Genomic DNA, 1,099 nt, shown 5'->3' on the forward strand with positions numbered 1-1,099 from the left:
AGTGGGCGTTTTGGCATTCCTAATCCCGTAAGTGGCTTATCGTCGTGCTGCATTAATCCGCTATGCCCGATAGGTGAACAACCTCCATCTCCAAACGGGAAGAGCGGCTGTCCGTCTCGCCCGGATCTGTGCCTCGAAGTCCGTCTGGTTTGAAAAAGTTATAGAAACGCCGACCTATCAGTGGAACGGGGCCCTCCGCCCCATCTGTGCTGACGCTGTGTCATGACCGAGCGCAAGCCGTACCCGAGCGACCTCTCCGACGCCCGATGGGCCCTGATCGAGCCGATTCTGACGGCCTGGAGAAAGGCTCGGCTCGACCGTCGGCCGACCGGCCAGCCGGCGAAGGTCGAACTGCGCGACGTGTTCAACGCGATCCTCTACATCAACCGCACCGGAATCCCCTGGAAGTACCTCCCGCACGACTTCCCCAACCACGGCACCGTCTACGCCTACTACGCCGCCTGGCGCGACGAGGGAATCTTCGCCCAACTCAACTACGACCTGACCGGCCTGGCCCGCGTCAAGGAGGGACGCACCCCCGAGCCGACAGCATCCGTCATCGACACCCAGAGCGTGAAGACCTCCACCAACGTGCCCCTGACCAGCCAGGGAACCGACGCAGCGAAGAAGATCGTCGGCCGGAAGCGCGGCATCCTCACCGACTCCCTCGGGCTGATCCTCGCCGTAATCGTCACCGCTGCGAGCCTGTCCGAGAACGCCGTGGGAATACACCTCCTCAACCAGGCCAAGAAGACCTATCCGAGCATCTCCAAAAGCTGGGTCGACACCGGCTTCAAGAACGCCATGGTCGAGCACGGAGCCAGCCTGGGAATCGACGTCGAGGTCGTCCACCGAAAGTCCGACATCCCCGGATTTCACGTGGTGAAAAGGCGGTGGGTTGTCGAACGAAGCCTGGGGTGGATCATGCTGAGACGGCGCCTTGCCCGCGACTACGAGACCCTCCCGGCCAGCTCCGAAGCCATGATCCACATCGCCTCGATCGACAACCTCACCAAGCGCATAACGGACGAGAGCACACCAACCTGGCGGGGAACCTACTAGGGCATAAAGGGCAATCCACTCACTTCAAACGCCCTCT

1 protein-coding gene is annotated in these 1,099 nt (G+C 61.7%); it reads left to right on the plus strand.

Annotated elements, in window-relative coordinates:
* Nucleotides 1–222: 222 nt before the first annotated feature.
* The gene (locus ACZ6EM_RS40485; protein ID WP_465774692.1) at nt 223–1,062 is read left to right on the plus strand and encodes an IS5 family transposase; all 840 of its coding nucleotides are present in this window, start codon (nt 223–225) and stop codon (nt 1,060–1,062) included.
* Nucleotides 1,063–1,099 lie beyond the last annotated feature (37 nt).

Source organism: Kitasatospora sp. NPDC041917 (genome assembly GCF_055589745.1).